This is a genomic window from Kineococcus gurbantunggutensis, assembly GCF_050871925.1.
Lineage (GTDB): Bacteria > Actinomycetota > Actinomycetes > Actinomycetales > Kineococcaceae > Kineococcus.
This window is the reverse complement of sequence record NZ_JBJLSG010000325.1, coordinates 1-1,708: the sequence shown is the minus strand read 5'-3', so window position 1 is coordinate 1,708 and position 1,708 is coordinate 1. Positions and strand designations below refer to the sequence as shown.

Annotated in this window: 3 protein-coding genes; 1 reads left to right on the top strand and 2 read right to left on the bottom strand. The window is 74.5% G+C overall.

Going from position 1 to position 1,708, the window contains the following annotated elements; genetic code table 11:
• Positions 1 to 131 precede the first annotated feature (131 nt).
• On the bottom strand, positions 132 to 503 hold the full coding sequence (locus ACRYR7_RS25470) for a hypothetical protein (RefSeq protein WP_432575185.1): 372 nt from the start codon (positions 501 to 503) through the stop codon (positions 132 to 134).
• A 6-nt stretch (positions 504 to 509) separates the two neighbouring features.
• Entirely contained in the window at positions 510 to 1,109 is a 600-nt protein-coding gene (locus ACRYR7_RS25465) for a hypothetical protein (RefSeq protein WP_432575184.1), read from the bottom strand.
• A gap of 69 nt (positions 1,110 to 1,178) precedes the next feature.
• On the opposite strand from ACRYR7_RS25465, the gene ACRYR7_RS25460 reads away from it, so the two are divergent.
• Entirely contained in the window at positions 1,179 to 1,544 is a 366-nt protein-coding gene (locus tag ACRYR7_RS25460; RefSeq protein WP_432575182.1) for a hypothetical protein, read from the top strand.
• Positions 1,545 to 1,708 lie beyond the last annotated feature (164 nt).

Here is a 1,708-nt window from a genome sequence, read left to right as displayed (position 1 = left end):
CTGCACCCGTTCCCACAAGGCATCCGGGACCAGCTCCACGACTCGCTCGGGCAGGGCCTCGTCGGTCATGCCCTCAGGCTGCGACGGCGGCAGTGGCCCCGCAACTCATAGTGAAACGAGTTATTAGCCGTTCACTGCAGCGACAGCCGGTAGCTCGCCGCCTGCGGGGGCTCGGGCAGCTCTGGCAGTTCGGTGGTTGCGGTGACGACCGGGCGGATCCAGTGCGTGCGTTCCCAGTCCCAGGCCCACGACGTCGTCGTGCCGATGCCAGCTCTGGTGCTGGTGCCGGTGCCGGTGTGGGGCACGTACAGCGCGCTGAGCAGGCCGGCGAAGCTGAGGTGCATACCGTCGAAGTCCTCGGCCACCGCGTTCCAGGTGGGCGCTGGGCCGTTGTCGAGGTCGGCGCTGCGCTCCAGGCTGTCGTCGGAGCCGGGGTGGGTGGACGGGTCGCCGTAGCGCGCGACCAGCTCGTGCCAGTCGGCGGCGCAGTGAACCTCGGCCACCCGGGCTCACTCGCCGATGTGCAGGCGCTGCTGGCGCACGGGGTAGTGCGGGTGCCAGTCGCCGGCGCCGCAGGCCAGCTCGGCGTGGGCGCTGGAGCGGATCGGCTCCCCGGGCGGCACGCTCAGCTCGCTGGAGGTGATCAGGGAGCGCAGCGGTTTCTGGGCGTACGTCTCCCACGCGGCGATGGCACCGGTGGGCACCGGCACCGCCTCGGGGGCGGGCTGGTGGTCCTCGTGCCCGGTGAGCAGCAGCTGCGCCTCGCGGCGCAGCGGCGCCTGCCACCAGGCGTTGCGCGCATCGGCCAGGACCGAGCGCACCAGGGGTCGCAGGCACTGGGCGGCGTCCACGGCGGCGGTGCGGGCGGTGGGCGCGGTGCCGCTCCAGGGGTTCAGCTCGCGCAGGGCGGTGCTGGCCGCGGTGCAGGCGGTGGCCGGATCGGCCAGGTCGTCGGCGCTGAGGTCGTTGCGCTGGGCCAGGACGAAGAAGGCGGCGGCCACCGGGGCCCGCAGGAAGTCCTCGAGGCGGTGCTCCATGCCCGGCATGGGCGCATCGTGCCGCAACGGCGACCAGTCGGACATCGGCACCACGTGGGTGGTCGGGTTCACCGCTGGTGCTCAAGGAGCGGGGCCGAGGTGCCGATAGGGGTCTCACCCGCACGGCGTAAGGAGATCAGCGTGAAGCGTCCTGCTCGCTGCACCGGCCAGCTCGGCCAGCTCGGCCTGCTTGCCCTGGCCGGCCTTGCCCTGACCGTGGGCGCCCTCGCGGTGGTGCCCGGCCTGGGCGACGAGGTAGCCGACGCAGCGGCCGCGGCGCCGCCGGTGCAGGCCGGCCCCACGCCGACGCACGCGCCGGCGCACGCGAGCCCGGTGCCGGGCCGCGCGGGCCTGGACCCCGACGCGGAGCTGGTGCACCCGTTCCTGCGCCCGGCCGTGCCGGCGCCGGGTGCGCCCGGGCCCAGTCAGTCAGAGGTGCTCGGGCCCGGGTCCGTGCAGGTGCCCACCCGCACCCAGGCGCCTCGCGTCGTGATCCGCCCGGCGTGAGGTGAACACCTGACCGCTCGCTCACCGTGCGATGACCGCCCGGTGCTGCTGCCCGGTGCTGCTGCCCGGTGCTGCTGCCCGGTGCTGCTGCCCGGTGCTGCTGCCCGGTGCTGCTGCCCGGTGCTGCTGCCCGGTGCTGCTGCCCGGTGCTGCTGCCCGGTGCT